This is a genomic window from Streptomonospora nanhaiensis (assembly GCF_026642255.1).
Classification (GTDB): Bacteria; Actinomycetota; Actinomycetes; order Streptosporangiales; family Streptosporangiaceae; genus Nocardiopsis; species Nocardiopsis tropica.
In genome coordinates this window covers 158176-177338 of sequence record NZ_CP113264.1, presented here as the reverse complement: position 1 = coordinate 177338, position 19163 = coordinate 158176, and the positions used below count along the sequence as shown (strand labels likewise).

Genomic DNA, 19163 nt, shown 5'->3' with positions numbered 1-19163 from the left:
GGCGTCAACAGACTACGAGAGCCGGTCATCGGCGCCCCACGCCGGGGATACGTGATCCAGGGCATAGCCGGACCCCGCCGAACGGTGCGCGACGGGCCCCGGAACGCGCCCCGCCCCGCAGGTCGGGCGCCGTGAGCGCCGTCCTGCGGGGCGGGGAGGAGGGCCGGGTCCGGGCGGCCCCGGGTCAGGGAGCCCGCACGACCTCGTCGCGGAGCCGGTCGAAGGCCGTGCCGACGCCCTGGAGGGCCCTGCCCATCTCGGACGGGACGATCCAGACCTTGTTGGCGTCGCCCTTGGCGATCTCGGGCAGCTTCTGGAGGTACTGGTAGGCCAGCACGTCCGGGTCGACCCGGCTCGTGTGCAGCGCCTTGAACACCATGTGGATGGCGTCGGCCTCACCGCGCGCCCGCAGCGTCTGGGCGTCGGCGTCGGCCTTGGCGGTGAGCATCTGGGCCTCGGCCGAACCCTTGGCCCGCAGCACCGCCGCCGCACGCTCGCCCTCGGCGCGCAGCACGGCGGACTGCTTCTCGCCCTCGGCGCTGAGCAGCTGCGCGCGCTTCTCGCGGTCGGCGCGCATCTGCATCTCCATCGCCTCCTGCACGGAGGACGGCGGCTCGATGCCCTTGAGCTCGATGCGGCTGATCTCGATGCCCCAGTCGCGGGTGGCCTCGTCCAGCACCGCCTTGAGCTCGCGGTTGATCTCGTCGCGGGAGGTGAGCGTGCCCTCCAGGTTCATCCCGCCGATGACGTTGCGGAGGGTGGCCAGGGTGAGCTGCTCGACGGCCTGGATGAAGTTCGCGACCTCGTAGGTGGCCTTGTAGGCGTCCCGGACGCGGATGTAGACGGCCGAGTCGACCTCCACCGCGAGGTTGTCCTCGGTGATCGCCGACTGCGGGGGGAAGCTCACGACCTGGACGCGGCGGTCGATCCGCTCGCGCACCTGGTCGACCCCGGGAATGACGACGTTGAAACCCGAGCTCAGGGTCCGGTGGAACTTACCGAACCGCTCGACGACGTCCTCCATCGAGTGCGGAACGATACGCACGCTCCGCCAGAAGATGAGCAACAGGACCGCGACGAAAAGCGCCACGATGATGATCATGGTCATCGGCGCACCCCGGTCTCCGAACAAGGGGCGGCGTTCAGTATCGACATCTGGGCAGCTCCGGATCTCCTGACGGGGGTGGCAGGCGGTGCGGACGGACCGCGTCCACCGGCGGACCCGCCCACCCGAAGATCTCCAAGCGCGCCGAAATGGAGCGATCCGCTCACCGACCGTTGACGCTACCCCATATACGTCGGGGCGACCACATCTGGACAGGAATACTGTTTATGGTCAATCGATTTGTGTTATTACCGCAATCCCTATCGGCGACTTCCCGCTCGGAATGCCCTGGTCAGACCGCGCGCGCGTTCCAGCGGTCGCCGTCGCGCTCCACCTTGAGCGGCAGGCCGAAGGTCTCCGACAGGTGCTCGGCGGTCAGGACCTCCTCGATCGGCCCCGCCTGGACGACGCCGCCGCCACGGAGCAGCAGCACGTGCGTGAACCCCGCCGGGATCTCCTCCACGTGGTGGGAGACCACGACCAGGGCGGGCGCGGACTCGTTGCGGGCCAGCCCGCCCAGGCGGCGCACCAGGTCCTCCCGGCCCCCCAGGTCCAGACCCGCGGCGGGCTCGTCCAGGAGCAGCAGCTCCGGGTCGGCCATCAGCGCGCGGGCGATCAGGACGCGCTTGCGCTCGCCCTCGGACAGGGTGTGGAAGTCCCGGTCGGCCAGGTCGGCGACCCCCCAGTGGCCCAGCAGCGCGCGGGCGCGGCCGTAGTCCGGGCTGCCGTACTCCTCGCGGAACCGGCCCACGTACCCGTAGGCGGCGCTCAGCACGATGTCGAGGACGGGGGTGCCCGCCTCGATCCGCGAGGCCACCGAGGCGCCCGCATAGCCGATCAGGGGCCGCAGCTCGAAGACGTCCACCCGTCCCAGGCGCTCGCCGAGGATCTCCACGTCGCCCGCGGTCGGGTACAGCTGGCTGAACGCCACGTTGAGGAGCGTCGTCTTGCCCGCGCCGTTCGGCCCGAGGACCGCCCACCGCTCACCCTCCAGCACCGACCAGTCCACGCCGTCGACCAGGGTGGCGCCACCCCGTCGGACCGTGACCCCGCTCAGGCCCAGAACCCGCCCGTCCATCGTCCTCCCTCACATCACGCCCCACGCCGGTGCACGGGCCGACCTACCCTGAAGCAATGCAACTCACGTCCGCACCACTCGTCGCCTGGGGCAACGCCTGGCTGTCAGGCCACGTCGGGCTCGACGACGCCGTCGACGCGGTCGAACGGCGCGGCGGCCCCAACCTGATCGGGACAGTACCTGTCGCGGACCTGCCCTTCGACAGCGGCGTACCGCTGCGGTCGGCACTGGTACGACTTCGTGGCCTGGGACTGTCCGCGTTCCGGCTGTCCCTGCCGACCTGGGGCGACCCCCTCGGGCTCGTGGGCCCGAAGGAGCTCAACCAGGCCGCCATCGAGGCCCAGGAGGGGGTGCTGGTGCAGCTCGCCGGCCAGCAGATGGGCATGGTGCCCTCCCCCGACCGGCGTGGTTCATCCTATGTGGGCGTTTCGTGGGCGCCGTATCGGGCCGACCCGGCGCCCCCGCAGGTTCCCGGTCTGGCCGAGGCGGAGCAGACCCTGAAGCTCACCCTGATCGAGGTCGCCAGGACCCTGGAGGGCGTGGACGACATCGCGGCGTTCGCCCCGGGCGTGCACCGGGAGCTGGGCGACCTGGGGGGCCGCGAGGCGCCGCCGCTGGCGCACGGCTACCCGCCCCGTGCCCACCGGGTGGCGGCCCAGGCGGAACGGCTCGCGAAGGTGGTGAGGCTGGCCGAGCCGGCGTCGGGCCGGGGGATGGACGCCCGTCAGGCGGCGGCGCGGTCCGACGCGCTGCGGAAGCTGGACGCCGCGGTGCGGCGGGCCAGGGTGGCCGCCCACGCGGCCATCGCCCTCCCCGGGCACGCGCCGAACGGCCGCTGAGCCGGACGGGGCGGGCACGGCGAACACCGGGCCGGGCTCCGGGTTCGGGCTCCGCCGGCGCCGCTCCGACCCCGTGGTCGGGGCGGAGGGCCCCGCAGCGGCCCCTGTCGGAGCGGTCGGACGGATCTTCCCCGGGACCGCGCCCCCTCGGCGTCCCCGGGCCGTCTCACCCGGCGGACGCGGCCTCCCCTTCCCCCCGCCCGGCCCCGGCGGCGCGACCGCCCCGTGTCCGGCGGCGCAGCGCCGCGAGGCGGACCGCCCGCGCCGAGACGACGGCCGCGCAGGCCAGGGCGACCACGGCGAGCGCCGACCAGAACGACGTGAAGAGATAGGGCACCTGGAACCACGCCACGTCCCTCCCCCGGAACAGCCACCCGACCACCTCGTGCAGGACCACCAGGAGCAGCGGCGGCCCCGCGTAGGGCAGCAGGCGCGCCGCCACCGCCCACCGGGGGCCGCCCTCGCGCGCGAGGGCCCAGTCGCGCGACCGCCGCACACCGCGCCAGGCGAGCGGGACGGCGGCGGCTCCCGCGGCCAGGAGGACCGCGTCGACGGCCACCGGCCCGGCGCCCGTCGGCGGCCCGGGTGCGGAGCCCGCGTCGACCAGCTCGACGAGCGCGGAGGCCAGGGGGTGGGCCCCGCCCCACGAGGACCCCGTGTTGGCCATGACGGCCACGCCGTACCCGCTGTCGGGCAGCAGTGCCTGGTGCGCCGTCGCGGTGAGCAGGTCTCCCCCGTGCTCGACGACCCGCGAACCCGACGCGGTCTCCCCCAGCGACCACCCCAGGGCGTAGGACCCGGAGGCCGCGGAGGGGGTGTGCAGCGCCCGGACGCCCTCCTCCGACAGGATCCGGACACCGTCCGGCCCCAGCCCGCCGCCGGTGTGGGCGACGAGCCACGCGCCCATGTCGGCCGCGGTGCTGACCACGCCGCCGGAGCCGTTGCCGAACCCGGGGGGCTCGTCCGCGGGGAACGCGCGTCCGAGCACGGAGACGTGCCCCCGCGCGCCGGACGGCAGGTCCAGGTCCGTGTCGACGGTGGTGCTGTCGTCCATCCCCAGCGGGGAGAACACCCGCGCCTCCAGGTGATCGGCGAAGGGCCTGCCGCCGACCACCTCGACGAGGCGGGCGGCGACCTGGAAGTTCGGGTTGTGGTACTCCCAGCGCGTGCCGGGCTCGGCGGCCAGGCGCGCGCCGCGCAGGTCCGCCACGGACTCGCGCAGGGTGAGGGTGTCCCTGCCGCGGCTGTAGGACGCGAACTCGGTGTCGGACATGCCGGAGGTCTGGTCGAGCAGCTGGCGCACGGTGATCCGCTCCGCCCGGGGGTCGGCCATCGTGAACTCGGGCAGGTGCTCCCGCACCGGGTCGTCCAGGTCGAGCTCCCCCTCCTCGGCCAGCTGGAGGACCGCCAGCGCGGTGACCGACTTGCTGAGCGAGGCCACCGCCATGGGCGTGTGCTCGGTGACGGCGGCGCCGCCCGGGGTGGTCCCGTACCCGCGGGCGTGCACGACCTCCGTGCCGCGGGTGATCACCACGGCGGCGCCGGGAAGACCGGTGGCGCGGCGGTACTCCTCCACGACCGCGTCCACCTCCCCGGGGGACGGGGCCGGAGGAGCGGCCCCCGGGGTGAGCGGGGCCGTCCCGGCGGAGCCGGGCGCGGCGGGGAGGACCAGCAGCGCGGCGGCGCCGAGGAGGCAGAGGAGCGCGGGGACGGAGCGCCCGCGCGGGGGGACGGGTGCACCGCGGAGGGTGGAGAAGGCCATGGCCCAACGCTAGGAGCGCTCCCCCCGCCGGACCACCGTGCGCGCCTCCGACCGCACCTGGGGTTCTCCGCAGGGCGCCCCTGCGGCCACCACCACGCCGCGCCGCGCGCTCCGGGCCCGAGAGGGGCGGGGGCGGGGGCGGAGGCCCGGGACGCGGAACCGTCCCGGCCGGGCCCCGCCAGGGTCGGCCGCAGGGTGTTCGACTCCGATGTCCTCGACTGTGCGGGTTCGCCGAACCGGGCGCCCTGTCGACCGCCTTCCTGCGCCGCACCGGTGTCCGCCCCTCGGCCTACCGCGGTTCCCGACGGGCCCCGGAGGACCGGGCCGGGACCGGGGACGGAGGCGCGAACGCCCGGCGCTCCGACGCACCCTGGTAAGGGGCGCGGGAATTCTCGGGGTAGGTCCAGGGGATATACCTGATCCATCGTGACGGGAGAGTGCCGATACTGGGTGTGTGGCGCCGGGCCCCGGCCCCACCGAGTCGACGAGGAGAACCAGTCATCATGCAGCCCGAGCACATCCGAGCCTCCGACGCGGACCGGGACAAGGTTGCCGAGCGGCTGCGGGAGGCCGTGGCTGAAGGTCGCCTCACCCCGGTGGAGCACGAGGAGCGCCTGGACACCCTGTACAGGGCCAAGACCGTCGGGGAGCTCGCCCCGATCGTCTCGGACCTGCCCGTCACCGGCCAGGGGTACGACTACGCGGCCATGGACCGCCGGTCGTCCGAGCCCCCTAACGGGATGGAGATCCTGGGGAGCGAGGCCCGCGACCTCGCCGGCCAGAGCAAGGGCTCCGAGAACCTGGTCGCGGTGTTCGGCGGCTGCGAGCGCAAGGGCCGCTGGCTGGTCGAGCCCCGGACCAACGTGTCCGTGCTCTGCGGCGGGGTCGAACTGGACCTCCGCGAGGCCGTCCTCAGCCAGCACGAGGTGACCATCCAGGTCGCCGTCATCATGGGCGGGGTGGACATCACCGTGCCGCACGGGGTGAGAGTGATCAACAACACCTCGGCGATTCTGGGCGGCGCGGACATGCACGGGACGGACCAGGTCACGGACCCGAACGCCCCGATCATCCGGTTGACGGGCACGTGCATGCTCGGCGGAGTGGACATCAAGGCCAAGGGTCCGCGCCGCAAGAAGAAGAACCGGGGCAACCGGTAGGCGCCGGAGTGACCTACACCTCTCCTCCAGCCGTCCACATGGTGAACTAGCTGGGCGAAGAGCCCTCCCGGCTCGACCGGCCCCTCCCCCGGCCGAGTACCGTGGAAGACGCCATGAATGATGATTCCACGTTGTTGGTGACAGTGACCGGGCACGACCGGCCCGGCATCAGCGCGCGTCTCCTGAGCACCCTCTCCGTCTTCCCGGTGACCATCGTCGACCTCGAACAGGTCGTTCTGGCGGGACGCCTGGTGCTGGGGACGGTTCTCGGGGTCGACGAGCGCGTGGCCCCCGGCGTGAGCCGCCAGCGGGTCTTCGAGGAGGTGCGCAGCGCCCTCGACAAGACCGCGATCGACCTCGACATGGAGGTCGAGTACGGGGACGGGGACGGCAACGGCCGCGTCAACGACTTCGCCTCCGGCCGCCTGCACGTGACCGTCCTGGCCGACCCCCTGCGCCCCGGCGCCCTCGGCGCGATCACGTCGTGCGTGGCGAGGGCCGGAGCGAACATCGACCGGATAGAGCGGCTGTCGAGCTACCCGGTGACCTCCGTGGAGATGGAGATCTCCGGGGGCAGCGCCGAGCAGCTGAGGGCCGAGCTCGCCATGGAGGCCTCCACCCAGGGCGTCGACGTCGCGGTGCAGCCCAGCGGCCTGCACCGCCGCGCCAAGCACCTCATCGTCATGGACGTCGACTCCACCCTGATCCAGGGCGAGGTGATCGAGCTCCTGGCGGCCCACGCCGGCTGCGAGCAGGAGGTCGCCCGGGTCACCGAGGAGGCCATGCGCGGCGAACTCGACTTCGAGGAGTCCCTCCGGCGCAGGGTGTCCCTGCTGAAGGGCCTCGACGCCTCCGCCATCGACGCGGTGCGCGAGGAGATCCAGCTGACCCCCGGGGCCCGGACCCTGGTCCGCACCCTGAAGCGCCTGGGCTACGAGTGCGGGATCGTGAGCGGCGGCTTCACCCAGATCACGGACGTGCTCGTGGAACGCCTCGGGCTGGACTACTCCGCGGCGAACACCCTGGAGGTCGTGGACGGGACGCTGACCGGCGAACTGGTCGGCCCGATCATCGACCGGAAGGGCAAGGCCACCACCCTGAAGCGGTTCGCCGCCGAGGCCGGCGTGCCCCTGGAGCAGACGGTCGCCGTCGGCGACGGCGCGAACGACCTGGACATGCTCCAGGTGGCGGGACTGGGCGTCGCGTTCAACGCGAAGCCGGTGGTCCGCCAGCAGGCCGACACCTCCGTGAACGTGCCCTACCTGGACACGATCGCGTTCATCCTCGGCATCACCCGCGAGGAGATCGAGGCCGCCGACCTCCACGGGCTGGCCACCGAACCGGCCTCCCCCTCCTCACCCGCCACCGCAGGCGTCTGACACACCGACGGGGCCCGCGGACGCGCTACGGGGCGTCTGCGGGCCCCGTGTCGTCCACAGGCGGCATCCTCCCCTGGCGCGGCACACCCCCACTCCGCTTTCCTGGAAACAAGGGGGACCACCCCACCCCCCGCCACCACTCCTGCCCACCACCCGATTCACAAACGCACAAGCATGCGCGCAAAAAAGGAGGGGGCCGCCCACAAAGCAACCCCCTCCCCTACAAAAAACCGTGGCAGCGACCTACTCTCCCACCCCACCACAGGGCAGTACCATCAGCGCAAGGAGACTTAACGACCGGGTTCGGAAAGAGACCGGGTGTGACCCTCCAGCAATAACCACCACGGAAACCAACAACCCACCAGACCCACACCCCACACCACAACCCAGTGCAAGGGGATCACAGCGAGCCGAAACTCCGTGAAAAGTGTGCGCGAACATCCAATTATCTGCAGCGGACAAGCCCTCGGCCTATTAGTACCGGTCAGCTCCACCCCTCACAGGGCTTCCACACCCGGCCTATCAACCCCGTCGTCTACAGGGAGCCTTACCCTCTCAAAGGAGGCAGGAGACCTCATCTCGAAGCAAGCTTCCCGCTTAGATGCTTTCAGCGGTTATCCCTCCCGAACGTAGCCAACCAGCCATGCCCTTGGCAGGACAACTGGCACACCAGAGGTTCGTCCGTCCCGGTCCTCTCGTACTAGGGACAGCCCTTCTCAAGTCTCCAACGCGCACAGCGGATAGGGACCGAACTGTCTCACGACGTTCTAAACCCAGCTCGCGTGCCGCTTTAATGGGCGAACAGCCCAACCCTTGGGACCAACTCCAGCCCCAGGATGCGACGAGCCGACATCGAGGTGCCAAACCATCCCGTCGATATGGACTCTTGGGGAAGATCAGCCTGTTATCCCCGGGGTACCTTTTAGCCGTTGAGCGACACCGCTTCCACACGCCGGTGCCGGATCACTAGTCCCAGCTTTCGCTCCTGCTCGACACGTCCGTCTCACAGTCAAGCTCCCTTGTGCACTTACACTCAACACCTGATTACCAACCAGGCTGAGGGAACCTTTGGGCGCCTCCGTTACTCTTTGGGAGGCAACCGCCCCAGTTAAACTACCCACCAGACACTGTCCCCGAACCGGATCACGGTCCAAGGTTAGATGCCCGAAACAGTCAGAGTGGTATTTCACCAACGCCTCCACCGCCACTAGCGTGACAGCTTCACCGGCTCCCACCTATCCTACACAAACCATCCCAAACACCAATGTCAAGCTATAGTGAAGGTCCCGGGGTCTTTCCGTCCTGCTGCGCGAAACGAGCATCTTTACTCGTAGTGCAATTTCACCGGGCCCATGGTTGAGACAGTGGGGAAGTCGTTACGCCATTCGTGCAGGTCGGAACTTACCCGACAAGGAATTTCGCTACCTTAGGATGGTTATAGTTACCACCGCCGTTTACTGGCGCTTAGATTCCCAGCTTCGCAGGAGCGAACTCCCACTAACCGGTCCTCTTAACGTTCCAGCACCGGGCAGGCGTCAGTCCGTATACAGCGTCTTACGACTTCGCACGGACCTGTGTTTTTAATAAACAGTCGCTTCCCCCCGCTATCTGCGACCCCACCCAGCTCAGACCGCAAAGGCCATCACCAGACAGGGCTCCCCTTCTCCCGAAGTTACGGGGACAATTTGCCGAGTTCCTTAACCATGGTTCACCCGAACGCCTCGGTATTCTCTACCTGACCACCTGCGTCGGTTTAGGGTACTGGCCACACACGAACTCGCTAGAGGCTTTTCTCGACAGCATGGGATCACTCACTTCACCGAAAACGGCTCGGCATCACGTCTCAGCCTCAACAGGGGGCGGATTTGCCAACCCCCCAGCCTACACGCTTACCCCCGGACAACCACCGCCGGGTAGAGCTACCCTCCTGCGTCACCCCATCACTTACCTACTACAAGCTCGGATCCCAGACCAGCCACAAACAGAACCCGAAGGTCCCATAAGGAGCCGGCGTGGTTAGCATCACCTGATTCGATACTGGGCGCTCGTGCACGGGTACGGGAATATCAACCCGTTATCCATCGACTACGCCTGTCGGCCTCGCCTTAGGTCCAGACTCACCCTGGGCGGATTAACCTGCCCCAGGAACCCTTAGTCAATCGGCGGCAACGTTTCTCACGTTGCTTTCGCTACTCATGCCTGCATTCTCACTCGCACACCCTCCACCACACGATCACTCGGCAGCTTCACCGGATGCACGACGCTCCCCTACCACACCAACACAAGGTTGGCATCCACAGCTTCGGCGGTGTGCTTAAGCCCCGCTACATTATCGGCGCAGAACCACTTGACCAGTGAGCTATTACGCACTCTTTAAAGGATGGCTGCTTCTAAGCCAACCTCCTGGTTGTCTCAGCAACTCCACAACCTTTCCCACTTAGCACACGCTTAGGGGCCTTAGCTGATGATCTGGGCTGTTTCCCTCTCGACTACGAAGCTTATCCCCCGCAGTCTCACTGCCGCGCTTCACTTAACCGGCATTCGGAGTTTGTCTGACGTCAGTAACCTTGTAGGGCCCATCAGCCAAACAGTAGCTCTACCTCCAGCAAGAAACACGCGACGCTGCACCTAAATGCATTTCGGGGAGAACCAGCTATCACGGAGTTTGATTGGCCTTTCACCCCTACCCACACCTCATCCCCCAGGTTTTCAACCCTGGTGGGTTCGGGCCTCCACGAGGTCTTACCCCCGCTTCACCCTGGACATGGGTAGATCACTCCGCTTCGGGTCCACAGCATGCGACTCAAACGCCCTATTCAGACTCGGTTTCCCTACGGCTACCCCACCCGGGTTAACCTCGCCACACACCATGACTCGCAGGCTCATTCTTCAAAAGGCACGCCATCACCAAAGACAAGCTTCAGCTCTGACGGCTTGACAGCACACGGTTTCAGGTACTATTTCACGACCCCTCACCGGGGCACTTTTCACCTTTCCCTCACGGTACTAGTGCACTATCGGTCATCAGGACGTATTTTGGCTTAGCAGGTGGTCCTGCCAGATTCACACGGAATTTCTCGGGCTCCGCGCTACTCGGGAGAACACCAACGCCTAGACTCTTCCTTCACCTACGGGACTCTCACCCACTACGGTTCCGCTTCCCAACGGATTCAGCTAAAAGAATCACTCAGCGCTCCACGTCGGCAGACCTGGAAAGGTGCATCCCACAACCCCGCACACGCAACGACTGCCGTCTATCACACGCGCACGGTTTAGCCTCTTCCCCGTTCGCTCACCACTACTAGGGGAATCACTGTTGTTTACTCTTCCTACGGGTACTGAGATGTTTCACTTCCCCGCGTCACCACCAACTACCCTATACATTCAGGTAGCGGCAACCCGACACAACTCGGGCTAGGTTTCCCCATTCGGACACCCACGGATCAAAGCTCGGTTGACAGCTCCCCGTGGCCTATCGCGGCCTCCCGCGTCCTTCATCGGCGCCTGATGCCAAGGCATCCACCGTGTGCCACTATCACTTGGCCACTACAGATAACAAGATGCTCGCGCACACTATTCACAAGTCAAAACACCAACCACAATCCCCACTACCTCACACCGGGAAACAAAACCCGAGAGTTCGCAGAGGTGGTCCGCGGGAAACAAACCGACCACCCGCCCCCACAAGGAGAGCCAGATGGTCGAGGTTGCTTCCTCAGACACCCAACAGCGCGCCCCCCGACGCTTCTAGTCGCCGGAGGCAAAGCCTGATTCCCTTACAGCCACTCCCGAAAACAGGCGATCCGAAGACCGACCCGAACGGGTCCACTTACGAGTCCGACCAGCCATAGGAAGAGCTGGTCTTCAAAGACTCCTTAGAAAGGAGGTGATCCAGCCGCACCTTCCGGTACGGCTACCTTGTTACGACTTCGTCCCAATCGCCAGCCCCACCTTCACTCATTCCCTCCCCGAAGGGTTAGGCCACAAGTTTCGGGTGTTGCCGACTTTCATGACGTGACGGGCGGTGTGTACAAGGCCCGGGAACGTATTCACCGCGGCGTTGCTGATCCGCGATTACTAGCGACTCCACCTTCATGGGGTCGAGTTGCAGACCCCAATCCGAACTGAGACCGGCTTTTAGGGATTCGCTCCACCTTGCGGTCTCGCACGCCCATTGTACCGGCCATTGTAGCATGTTTGCAGCCCAAGACATAAGGGGCATGATGACTTGACGTCGTCCCCACCTTCCTCCGAGTTGACCCCGGCAGTCTCCTATGAGTCCCCACCATGACGTGCTGGCAACATAGAATAGGGGTTGCGCTCGTTGCGGGACTTAACCCAACATCTCACGACACGAGCTGACGACAGCCATGCACCACCTGTCACCCACCAACTAAATGACCCTGTATCTCTACAGGTCCACGGGCGATGTCAAACCTTGGTAAGGTTCTTCGCGTTGCGTCGAATTAAGCAACATGCTCCGCCGCTTGTGCGGGCCCCCGTCAATTCCTTTGAGTTTTAGCCTTGCGGCCGTACTCCCCAGGCGGGGCGCTTAATGCGTTAGCTGCGGCGCGGAAACCGTGGAAAGTCCCCACACCTAGCGCCCAACGTTTACGGCATGGACTACCAGGGTATCTAATCCTGTTCGCTCCCCATGCTTTCGCTCCTCAGCGTCAGGTAAGGCCCAGAGACCCGCCTTCGCCACCGGTGTTCCTCCTGATATCTGCGCATTTCACCGCTACACCAGGAATTCCAGTCTCCCCTACCTACCTCTAGCATGCCCGTATCCACTGCAGAACCGGAGTTAAGCCCCGGTCTTTCACAGCAGACGCGACACGCCGCCTACGAGCTCTTTACGCCCAATAATTCCGGACAACGCTCGGACCCTACGTATTACCGCGGCTGCTGGCACGTAGTTAGCCGGTCCTTATTCCCCACCTACCGTCAACCCCCAGAGAACTGGGAGCCTGCGTTGGTGGTAAAAGAGGTTTACAACCCGAAGGCCGTCATCCCCCACGCGGCGTCGCTGCGTCAGGCTTTCGCCCATTGCGCAATATTCCCCACTGCTGCCTCCCGCAGGAGTCTGGGCCGTGTCTCAGTCCCAGTGTGGCCGGTCGCCCTCTCAGGCCGGCTACCCGTAATCGCCTTGGTAGGCCGTTACCCCACCAACAAGCTGATAGGCCGCGAGCCCATCCCCGACCGAAAAACTTTCCACACACCGCCATGAGGCGGTGTGTCGTATCCGGTATTAGACGGCGTTTCCACCGCTTATCCCGGAGTCGGGGGCAGGTTGCTCACGTGTTACTCACCCGTTCGCCGCTCGTGTACCCCGAAGGGCCTTACCGCTCGACTTGCATGTGTTAAGCACGCCGCCAGCGTTCGTCCTGAGCCAGGATCAAACTCTCCATAAAGGTCATACCATCCGTCCCGGCGACCGTGAGGTCGGCCTGGGGCGGATAAACCTAGAAGTAATCCTGACCAACCAGGTTGCCCTGGTTAATCAAAGGAACCCTTCACACCGAACCACTGTTCGGGTGACGGGGCCAAAACAAACATGGCTTAAAGAAAATCAAACACGCGCTGTTGAGTTCTCAAGAAACAACCGCTCTTCCCGTACAAGCGCCAGCCGTTCCGGCCGTCTGCTCTTCCGTGGAAGGCGTCTGCGTTTCCGCTTTGTTGTGTCTTTACTTTATCAGGTGTTCCGCGCCCCGCCAAATCGGCGGTTTGTGGTGGTTCTGATCGGGGTAAAGCCCGTTTGCTTCGTCTGCTTTTGTCCGAATGGACTGGGCTTTTGAAGCGACTCCCTGAGTTTACATGGCCCGAACAGTGCTCGAACCGCGAGGCTCGAAAGTTCGTTCTGGTGAAAACCGAGGTTCCGGCACGGCCGCGAGTGCGTCCGTTTCGCCGGAGGGGAGTGCCGCCGCTCCTCGTGGCCTTGGGCCGGTCGGAGGCGACTCGGAGAACATTACCCCCGGACGAGGGGGCTGGCAACCTGACGGGGGCGTGTCCTGGGTCACATCAGTTGAGCAGGATGCCCGCGCCCGTTCCGGGCGCCGCGTAGAGCCACTCGACCTCCAGGTCCACGGCCGCGATCGTGCCGGGAGCGTAGGACACGAGGGCCTCGTTCCCCACGAAGCCGGCGGCCACCTGGGCCACGGTGGGGTTGTGCGCCACAACCAGCAGGGTGCGCACTCCGGCGTCGACCCGGTTCACGAGTTCCAGGAGCGTGTCCACACCGGCCGAGTACGCCTCCTCCGAGTAGTCGACCTCGGGCCGGGGCCCCGGCTCCATCGCGCCGAGAACGCCGTCCAGGGTCTGCCTGGTGCGCCTGGCGCCGGAGCAGATGACATGGTCCGGCGCGTATCCCCGCCGGGAGAGCATCCGCCCGACCGCGTCCGCCTGAGCCCTGCCCAGATCGGTCAGGCCCCGCTCGTAGTCGGCGCCGTGCCCGTTCTCCGCCTCCGCGTGCCGCATCAGCAGCAGTGTGCGCGCCCCGCTCACGGCATCAGGCTGGTCGCGACGACGGCGAGAACGCCGATGAACCCCACCATGACCGCCAGGATGGCGAGCAGGCCCTTCAGCCCTGACATCACAGAACCCCTTTTCTGCCTCGTCCGCGCGGGCAGCACACCCGCGGAACCAGGTTAGGCGCCCTCCCGCACACGGCGGCGGCCGCCCGGGTTCCCGGGCGGCCGCCATCTGGGGATCGCGCTACTTGCCGTCTCCGGCGTGCGCCTCCTCCCTGCGGTCGGACTCCTTCTGGTCCGTCCCCTCGTCCTGTGCGGCTCCCTCCGTCGCCGGGGCCCCCTCTCCCGGAGCCGGGGCGCCGCCCCCGGCCTCGGGGGCATCCTTGGGGGCGGACTGCCCGCCCAGCTCCGCGAGCTGCGTCTCGGTCCCGGAGCCGCGGCTCTTGGACCAGAGGATCGCGCCGACGAGCACGCCCACGGCGAGCACGGTCACCACGGTCCGGAGGACCACGTTGTCCGCGTAGATCACCACGCTGGGCGCCACGATCAGCGCGACGAGGTTCATGACCTTGAGCAGGGGGTTGATGGCCGGCCCCGCGGTGTCCTTGAACGGGTCGCCGACGGTGTCCCCGATGATCGTGGCCTCGTGGGCGGCCGAGCCCTTGCCGCCGTGGTGGCCGTCCTCGACGAGCTTCTTGGCGTTGTCCCAGGCCCCGCCGGAGTTGGACAGGAAGACGGCCATGAGCACGCCCGCGGCGATGGCGCCGCCGAGGAACGCGCCCAGGGGGGCGTAGCCGAAGGCGAACCCGACCGCGATCGGCGCCAGGACCGCGAGGAGGCCAGGGGTGACCAGTTCGCGCAGGGAGTCCTTGGTGCAGATGTCGACCACCCGCGCGTACTCCGGCAGCTCGGTGCCGTCCATGATCCCGGGGCGCGTGCGGAACTGGTCGCGCACCTCCATGACGACGCGGCCGGCGGCGCGGCCGACCGCCATGATGGCCAGGCCGGAGAAGAAGAACACCACGCTGGCGCCGATGATGACGCCGACGAGCACGTCCGGCTGGTCGATGGAGAGCGAGAACGCCTGCTCGCCTTCGCCGAGCTGCTCCTGGACGGAGGTGCGGAAGGCGCCGAACAGGGCGGTGGCGGCCAGCACGGCCGTCGCGATCGCGATGCCCTTGGTGATCGCCTTGGTCGTGTTGCCGACGGCGTCGAGCCCGGTGAGGATCTCGGCGCCCCTGCCCTCCACGTCGCCGGACATCTCGGCTATGCCCTGGGCGTTGTCGGAGACCGGGCCGAAGGTGTCCATCGCGACGATGATGCCGACGGTGGTGAGGAGCCCGGTGCCGGCGAGGGCGACGGCGAACAGGCTCAGCGTGATGGAGCCGCCGCCGAGGAGGAACGCCGCGTACACGGCCCCGGCGATGAGCAGGGCGGAGTAGACGGCGGACTCCAGGCCGACGGAGATGCCGGAGAGGATGACGGTGGCCGCGCCGGTCTCGGAGCTCGCACCGATGTCCCGGACGGGGCGCTTGTCGGTCTCGGTGAAGTAGCCGGTGAGCAGCTGGATGGCTGCGGCGAGCACCAGGCCGATGAGGACCGCGGCGATCGCGACGAACCTCGGGTCGGGGGCGGTGCCCGCGGCCTCGATCTCGGCGAGGACCTGCGGACTGACCCCGGACAGCTCCTCGAAGCTGCCGGGCAGGTACCAGAGGGAGGTGCCGACGACGAGCAGGGCGGAGATGCCCGCGGAGATGAAGAAGCCGCGGTTGATCGCGGTCATCGCCGACCGGTCCCGCGCTCGGGGGGCGACCAGGAAGATGCCGATGATCGCCGTGATGACGCCGATCATGGGAACGAGGAGCGGGAACACCAGGCCCTCGGTGCCGAACGCCACCCGGCCGAGGATCAGCGAGGCGACGAGCACGACGGCGTAGGACTCGAAGAGGTCGGCGGCCATGCCGGCGCAGTCGCCGACGTTGTCGCCCACGTTGTCGGCGATGGTGGCGGCGTTGCGGGGGTCGTCCTCGGGGATGCCCTGCTCGACCTTGCCGACGAGGTCGGCGCCGACGTCGGCGGCCTTGGTGAAGATCCCGCCGCCGACACGCATGAACATGGCCAGGAGGGCGGCGCCGAAGCCGAAGCCCTCCAGGACGATGGGGGCGTCGCCCCGGTAGAGCACGACGACGAGGGCCGCGCCGAACAGGCCGAGGCCGACGGTGATCATGCCGGCCACGCCGCCGGTGCGGAAGGCGATCCGCATGGCCCTGTGGTTGGACGCCTCGTCGCCGCCGCGGGCCGCCGCCGCGACCCGTACGTTGCCGCGCACGGCCAGCCACATGCCGATGAAGCCGGTGGCGGACGACAGCACGGCGCCCAGGGCGAAGAAGACCGACCGGCCGATCCGGATGTCCCACGAGTCGGCGGGCAGCAGGAGGAGCAGCAGCGGGATGACGACGACGAAGACCGCGAGGGTGCGGAACTGTCGTGTCAGGTACGCGCTCGCGCCCTCCTGCACTGCGAGCGCGATGTTGCGCATCCGCTCGGTGCCCTGTTCCGCGGCGAGGACCTCACGTACCAGCATCCCCGCGACGGCGAGGGCCAGAAGCGCCACCACCATGACGATGATGACGAGTGTGAAGTCGGTGCCTGCCAGCGATAGGGCCGTGCCGCTTGGCGCGGCGAGGTTGAGCCCAGACAATCCGTCCTCCTTGAGACGGGCACGACCTTTTCGGCCCCGTCCATGGGAAACGCGGGGGAACGGTTCGCCGCGTGGACGCCGGACCAGCGCGCCGCCGTGGACGTACCGCCGTCCGGAAGGAGCCTGAGCTGGCCCGACAGCACGCTTGGCGGGGTCGAAGCGGTGCCACCTTTGGTTGTGGTGCACACCGTCCGCGCTGCTCGCTCACGGGCGGTGATCCGGGGATTCTACGCACGATCCCGAATAAAGGTGAGTGTCGTTTCGCGATTTCCCCAAGACAAACCAAAGATGTGATCTTACGGTGATCCCAGAAGCGGGATAATTTTCCTTATCGGGGATTTTCGTCTTGAATAACATCGCATAATGCATTAATGCTATGTTAACGCTAAAACACACATAAAGGAATGAAACGGGAATCAGCCTCATCAGCCACACTGGTATCCCCAGCCACGAGAGAACATGGTTCTCCCCTGGAGGGCCTCCGTGCCGTCGTGCGCTGTCCGGGGCGGCGCGGTCCCGGGCCGCAGCCTCCGGCGCCGCCCGCCTACTCCCCGAGCAGGCGCATCCCCGCCGGGTCGATCGCGTCGCCCCGCTCCGCCCGGCCGGCGTCCAGGTCGTCCGCCAGCCCCCGGGCGAAGGCCGCCACGCCGGCCGTGTCCACCCCGTGCGGGGCGTCCGGACCGAACCCCTCCACCCGGTCCGCGCCCCGCCTCAGCAGGCGCGCGGCGCCGACGCCGTTCCCGCGCTGGGCGTGGGTGACGCCCACGGCCACCTGGGCGAGGCCCCGCCACAGCTCCCTCTCGGGCTCGGGCGAGGACTTCCACACGGCTTCGAGAACCTCGTGGGCGGTGAAGGCGTACCCTCCGTCGAGCAGCCGCTGGGCCTCCGACAGGCCTTCGGCCGCGGAGAACACGGCGTCGTCGGGCACCCGGTCGACCTCGCCCGCGCTCCCGTGCGGCAGCGGCCGCCCGTAGCGGTCGCGGGGACGCTGGTTCTGCGCGCGCCCGGTCTCGTCGCGGTCCCGGCCGGACCTCTCCCGGCCCTCCGACGCGGATTCCGTCGCCATCACTGCCTCACCGCCGTTCCCCGTCGCCCTTCCGGGCTCCGTCGACCTGTCCGCCGCCGAGCCGCCCCAGCCACCCCACGAGCTCGCGGGAGACCTCCTCCGGGCGTTCCTCGTGCGGGAAGTGTCCCGCACCCGGGATCGGCGCCCAGCGGTGGGCCCCCGCGACGGCGCGACGGGAGGCGCGGGCCGCCTCGGGCGGGCACACCGGGTCGAGCTCGCCGTGGAGCTGGAGGACGGGGACGCGGACGGGCGACCGCATGCGCGCGTTGTAGCGGAGCCCGTCCGGGCGCCACCGCGAGCGGAAGATCCAGCGGTGGTACTCCAGGGAGCAGTGGGAGACCTTCGGGATGGCGAAGGCCTGCCGGTAGGCCTCCTCGGCCTCGGCGCCGGGCCAACCGGGGGCCGACCACTCGCGCAGGAGGTCGCCCACGCGGACGCACCCGTCGGCCAGGAGCCTGTGCTCCGGAAGGATCGGCACCTGCGCCCGGAGCATGTGCCGGACACCGGGTCCGCCCGAGGCGACGATCCGCGCGGTGCGCAGCGGGTGCGGGGCGGAGACCGCCGCCAGGGCGCGTACCGCGCCGGGGTGGTAGGCCGTCATCGTCCAGCCGACGAGCCCGCCCACCCCGTGTCCCACCACCGCGGCGTCCTCGTACCCCAGGGCCCGCACCAGGCCGGCGGCGTCCTGGGCGAGGGTCACGAGGTCGTAGCCGCGGGGGGTCTTGTCACTGGCCCCGTAGCCGCGCATGTCGACGGCGACGGCGCGGAACCCGGCCTCGGCGAGCGGTCCCAGCTGGTGCCGCCACGCCCACCAGAACTGGGGGAAGCCGTGCAGGAGGAGCACGAGGGGGCCCTCACCGGCCTCCGCCACGTGGAAGCGCGCGCCCGCGGCCTTGACGGTCCGGTGCGTCCACGGGCCGTCGAGGTAGGCGGCGGAGTCGTCCAACACCGTGTGCGGCTAGCGCGGCGCCGCCGCGGTGGCCCCGGCCGTGTCGGCGCCCCCGGCGGTGTCGAGGTCGTCACCGGTCCTGGGCGGCCGGATCTCGCCGCGCAGGATGCCGGCGAGGCGGGAGGTGGTCAGCGCGGTGCGCTGGAGGCCCTGGCGCTTGCGGAAGTTGACGAGGCCGTACAGCCCGAAGACCACCGCGAGGAGCAGGTAGAACAGCGTGACGATGCCGAGGCACGCCCAGGCCGGGAGCGCGAACAGCTCGTAGAGCGCGAAGGCGATGGTCACCGAGAGCAGGATGACGAAGATGTGGGCCAGGACCGCGACGACCGCGAACCCGGCGACGCCCTTGCCGATCCTGGCCGCGTCGGCCTTGGCCTCCAGCTTGGCGAGCTGGATCTCCAGCCGCACCAGCCGGGAGAGGTTGTCGGTGGCGTCGGAGACCAGCGCGCCGATGGAACGGTCGGTGCCGGCGGCGTCGGGCTCGCCGGTACCCGGCTTGTCCACCATCGTGGGGGTTCCCTTCTCTCGGTCCGAACACGCGGATGATCCTCCGCATCCTCGCACATGCCCCGCCACCCATGTCCCTCACGGCACGCACAACGGCAGAGGTCCGTTTCGTCACGGGGGTGAGTGCGCGCCCGGCCGCGCGGCCGGGCA

Annotated in this window: 11 protein-coding genes and 3 rRNA genes; 3 read left to right on the top strand and 11 right to left on the bottom strand. The window is 68.2% G+C overall.

Features of this window, described 5'->3' with window-relative positions; translation table 11 throughout:
* Nucleotides 1–184 precede the first annotated feature (184 nt).
* Nucleotides 185–1108 carry an SPFH domain-containing protein gene (locus OUQ99_RS00825; RefSeq protein WP_267947485.1) on the bottom strand — a complete coding sequence of 308 codons (924 nt, stop codon included), beginning with the start codon at nt 1106–1108 and terminating at the stop codon, nt 185–187.
* 289 nt (nt 1109–1397) lie between these two features.
* Entirely contained in the window at nt 1398–2183 is a 786-nt protein-coding gene (locus OUQ99_RS00820; RefSeq protein WP_267947484.1) for an ABC transporter ATP-binding protein, read from the bottom strand.
* Nucleotides 2184–2239: 56 nt separating this feature from the next.
* Here OUQ99_RS00820 and OUQ99_RS00815 point away from each other — a divergent pair, with 56 nt between their 5' ends.
* Nucleotides 2240–3022, top strand: a complete 783-nt coding sequence (locus OUQ99_RS00815; protein WP_267947483.1) for a hypothetical protein — start codon at nt 2240–2242, stop codon at nt 3020–3022.
* 166 nt (nt 3023–3188) lie between these two features.
* Here OUQ99_RS00815 and OUQ99_RS00810 read toward each other — a convergent pair whose 3' ends face one another.
* Nucleotides 3189–4784 carry a serine hydrolase domain-containing protein gene (locus tag OUQ99_RS00810; protein WP_267947482.1) on the bottom strand — a complete coding sequence of 532 codons (1596 nt, stop codon included), beginning with the start codon at nt 4782–4784 and terminating at the stop codon, nt 3189–3191.
* A gap of 503 nt (nt 4785–5287) precedes the next feature.
* Here OUQ99_RS00810 and OUQ99_RS00805 point away from each other — a divergent pair.
* Entirely contained in the window at nt 5288–5944 is a 657-nt protein-coding gene (locus OUQ99_RS00805; protein WP_267947481.1) for a DUF1707 SHOCT-like domain-containing protein, read from the top strand.
* 113 nt (nt 5945–6057) lie between these two features.
* A complete protein-coding gene (serB, locus tag OUQ99_RS00800; protein ID WP_267947480.1) occupies nt 6058–7323 on the top strand; it encodes a phosphoserine phosphatase SerB in 1266 nt (421 codons plus the stop codon).
* Between the two features lie 230 nt (nt 7324–7553).
* Here serB and rrf read toward each other — a convergent pair.
* The 8 genes from rrf to OUQ99_RS00760 all read right to left on the bottom strand — a co-directional run bounded on the left by rrf (nt 7554) and on the right by OUQ99_RS00760 (nt 19013).
* A 5S ribosomal RNA gene (gene rrf, locus OUQ99_RS00795) occupies nt 7554–7669 on the bottom strand.
* A 107-nt stretch (nt 7670–7776) separates the two neighbouring features.
* Nucleotides 7777–10869: ribosomal RNA gene (locus OUQ99_RS00790) — 23S ribosomal RNA — on the bottom strand.
* Between the two features lie 333 nt (nt 10870–11202).
* A 16S ribosomal RNA gene (locus OUQ99_RS00785) occupies nt 11203–12734 on the bottom strand.
* The 16S, 23S and 5S rRNA genes sit together here, the layout of an rRNA operon.
* Before the next feature lie 607 nt (nt 12735–13341).
* Nucleotides 13342–13824: a SixA phosphatase family protein gene (locus OUQ99_RS00780; RefSeq protein WP_267947479.1), complete on the bottom strand. Its 483-nt coding sequence runs from the start codon at nt 13822–13824 to the stop codon at nt 13342–13344.
* 210 nt (nt 13825–14034) lie between these two features.
* The gene (locus tag OUQ99_RS00775) at nt 14035–16491 is read right to left on the bottom strand and encodes a sodium-translocating pyrophosphatase (RefSeq protein WP_267947478.1); all 2457 of its coding nucleotides are present in this window, start codon (nt 16489–16491) and stop codon (nt 14035–14037) included.
* Between the two features lie 544 nt (nt 16492–17035).
* Complete coding sequence (locus tag OUQ99_RS00770; protein ID WP_267947477.1) at nt 17036–17557, bottom strand: DUF309 domain-containing protein; 522 nt, start codon at nt 17555–17557, stop codon at nt 17036–17038.
* A 7-nt stretch (nt 17558–17564) separates the two neighbouring features.
* On the bottom strand, nt 17565–18506 hold the full coding sequence (locus OUQ99_RS00765; RefSeq protein WP_267947476.1) for an alpha/beta fold hydrolase: 942 nt from the start codon (nt 18504–18506) through the stop codon (nt 17565–17567).
* A gap of 9 nt (nt 18507–18515) precedes the next feature.
* Entirely contained in the window at nt 18516–19013 is a 498-nt protein-coding gene (locus tag OUQ99_RS00760; RefSeq protein WP_267947475.1) for a phage holin family protein, read from the bottom strand.
* Nucleotides 19014–19163: the final 150 nt, after the last annotated feature.

What these genes read in the sequence shown, in the direction of transcription:
- OUQ99_RS00825 (WP_267947485.1), bottom strand. Translation starts at nt 1,108, where the DNA reads ATGACCATGATCATCATCGTGGCGCTTTTCGTCGCGGTCCTGTTGCTC.
- OUQ99_RS00820 (WP_267947484.1), bottom strand. Translation starts at nt 2,183, where the DNA reads ATGGACGGGCGGGTTCTGGGCCTGAGCGGGGTCACGGTCCGACGGGGT.
- OUQ99_RS00815 (WP_267947483.1), top strand. Translation starts at nt 2,240, where the DNA reads ATGCAACTCACGTCCGCACCACTCGTCGCCTGGGGCAACGCCTGGCTG.
- OUQ99_RS00810 (WP_267947482.1), bottom strand. Translation starts at nt 4,784, where the DNA reads ATGGCCTTCTCCACCCTCCGCGGTGCACCCGTCCCCCCGCGCGGGCGC.
- OUQ99_RS00805 (WP_267947481.1), top strand. Translation starts at nt 5,288, where the DNA reads ATGCAGCCCGAGCACATCCGAGCCTCCGACGCGGACCGGGACAAGGTT.
- serB (WP_267947480.1), top strand. Translation starts at nt 6,058, where the DNA reads ATGAATGATGATTCCACGTTGTTGGTGACAGTGACCGGGCACGACCGG.
- OUQ99_RS00770 (WP_267947477.1), bottom strand. Translation starts at nt 17,557, where the DNA reads ATGGCGACGGAATCCGCGTCGGAGGGCCGGGAGAGGTCCGGCCGGGAC.
- OUQ99_RS00760 (WP_267947475.1), bottom strand. Translation starts at nt 19,013, where the DNA reads ATGGTGGACAAGCCGGGTACCGGCGAGCCCGACGCCGCCGGCACCGAC.